This is a genomic window from Belnapia sp. AC561, from assembly GCF_979252845.1.
This window is the reverse complement of record NZ_CEEDBP010000102.1, coordinates 1-2,086: the sequence shown is the minus strand read 5'-3', so window position 1 is coordinate 2,086 and position 2,086 is coordinate 1. Positions and strand designations below refer to the sequence as shown.

2 protein-coding genes are annotated in these 2,086 nt (G+C 43.4%); both read right to left on the bottom strand.

The genetic code is table 11. The annotated features are described in order from the left end of the window. Positions 1 to 95: 95 nt before the first annotated feature. The gene (locus AC0IW9_RS30280) at positions 96 to 776 is read right to left on the bottom strand and encodes a hypothetical protein (protein ID WP_471652019.1); all 681 of its coding nucleotides are present in this window, start codon (positions 774 to 776) and stop codon (positions 96 to 98) included. After that, positions 776 to 1,879 (bottom strand): ParA family protein, encoded by a 1,104-nt coding sequence (locus tag AC0IW9_RS30275; protein WP_471652018.1) that lies wholly within the window; start codon positions 1,877 to 1,879, stop codon positions 776 to 778. The genes AC0IW9_RS30280 and AC0IW9_RS30275 overlap by 1 nt, the downstream gene beginning before the upstream one ends. Positions 1,880 to 2,086 lie beyond the last annotated feature (207 nt).

Genomic DNA, 2,086 nt, shown 5'->3' with positions numbered 1-2,086 from the left:
CGATTGCGCAGCATCCGCCAAGGGGGGTGGTGGTGTTTGGGGGGAGGGTGGTGCTCAACAAGAATAATTACGACTCATCCACCTAAGAGAATGGTTTAAATACGAGGGTTGGCGTCGTTTTGCCGGTGAACCCGCCTAAGAGAGTCCAATAGCCGACTCCCAGCGCCAACTATTTTGGATAGCACTTTCAACTGTTCTCTGCAGGCGATATTATCTGTGGGTTCCGGATAGTTTATCCTATGGTCAACCTCACCCCAGATTTCTTCAAAGAGAGTACGCACCTGAATTTCACAGCAAATCGGAGATTCTTGTCTGGGCTTTACCAAATAATGCACGCTCGTATACGATGTTGGCTTTTCCGATACTTGGAGATCAAAACTAGAAAAGTAAGCTACTGCTTCAGGGTCCCAAGTATAAGCTTTTGGAGGCTCGGCAAAAAACCAATCCCCCTCAGATACCTTGTGTCTGATCACGGTATCAATTTCAGAAAATGACTCCTGACAAAGGTGAAGTATTCTAACGCCTGCTAAATCAGTAATTTCTTGAAAGAGATTTTGCGGCGTTATCGTCCTTCCGCTCTGTATTTTTCGAATGATTTTAGCCTCAAGGTGATCGCGATTTTTTAATCTGCTTTTGTAGGAATGAACTATCTCCCGCCCAATCCTATTTAGGCTAGGATGGTCTCCCACATAAGAGACAACACCAGCCATAAATATGCGTAAATCATGTTGGTGATAATCGTAAAGACCTAAAAGTTCATCGTGTTCGGACGGCATTATAATGCCCCCAGGCGCTGAAGGAAATCTGCCGCAAACTGATGATAGGCAGCTTTTGTTTCAATATAGGCTTTCTGGTTGCCTGCAATCGTACTTTTATCTTCGGGTTCTAGAACGCCCAGATTTGGTAGCGCCCACATTGGTGAATTGTATTTCTGAGACATGCTTGGAAAAGTATTGTGTGTGTGAATAACGGAATTATTTCCAATCGAGACTGAAAGTATATCTTTGAAGTTAAGAATATTTTGCGGCTCGATGAATTTCTCGATCGTTGGTGGTATCTGTTTAGCATAATTGTAATGCGCGCGTGCTAAATTCAGCGGATTTAGTTGGCCTGCATATGGCTTCGCATTATATATTGTGTACCCGATGAACCGGACAAATTTTTCCGGAAACTGATTGCGCTTCGCGTCCGATAAAAAATGGAAAATGCTTTCAAACTGCTTGCGCCAGTCTCTTAATGCGCTTCCTATATTCCGAATTCCATAAACGGAAAATAGATCTGGCGAACAAGGGATTAAAAATCCATCGGCCAAAGATAGAAGATTGCGGTTGAGTGCCCCTAAACTCGGAGACGTGTCAAAAATCACGATTTCATACCCAAATTTTTCAGCATATTCGTATGCTAATGTACGAACACGAGTTCCAGTTCGGATTGCAAGGGGGTCACCTTGGTAGATTCCACTCCACCGTTCACCAACTTTCGCCTCATACCGATGTAATGTCAGACGCCCTGGAACAAGATGAACATTATCATTTAACTTAATCGGAGGTGGAATATCGTCAAGTTCCGCAGTGCCATCTTCAGTGGGTTTAAGTATAAAGTGTATTGATCTGCATTCACTAATGAAATCCAAAAACTCTTTTTTAGTTTTTGAATCGCGATAACTTGCAAAATCTTCGATATATTCATCTTCACCTACCCAAATTTCATGGATTTTCTCCATTTGCAGAGAGAAAATAGTTAGATTACATTGTGGGTCGAGGTCTAAAAGCAGCACTTTCTTTCCAAGTTCTCCTAATGCGTGAGCAAGATGATAAGTCAGAGTGGTTTTTCCAACTCCACCTTTGTTATTGAATATAGTAATAATTTTAGGCCTCATGAAATCTCCCACCAACAATTAAATGTCACTTTATCTAGCAAGAGGTAACCGAATCAAGGGCTTTTACCGCTGCGAATTTGTTTTTTGCTACCAAATACTGATTATTTGGCATTTCGACCCCAGTTTGTTGCCAAACCCGCCACCACATCCCTCTGCACCCTCTCCGCATCCCGCCCCTCCGGCGGCCCGAACCCGCCACCCCCCGGC

Excerpts from the sequence above, each read along its gene's own strand:
- AC0IW9_RS30280 (WP_471652019.1), bottom strand. The coding sequence starts at position 776 with ATGCCGTCCGAACACGATGAACTTTTAGGTCTTTACGATTATCACCAA.
- AC0IW9_RS30275 (WP_471652018.1), bottom strand. The coding sequence starts at position 1,879 with ATGAGGCCTAAAATTATTACTATATTCAATAACAAAGGTGGAGTTGGA.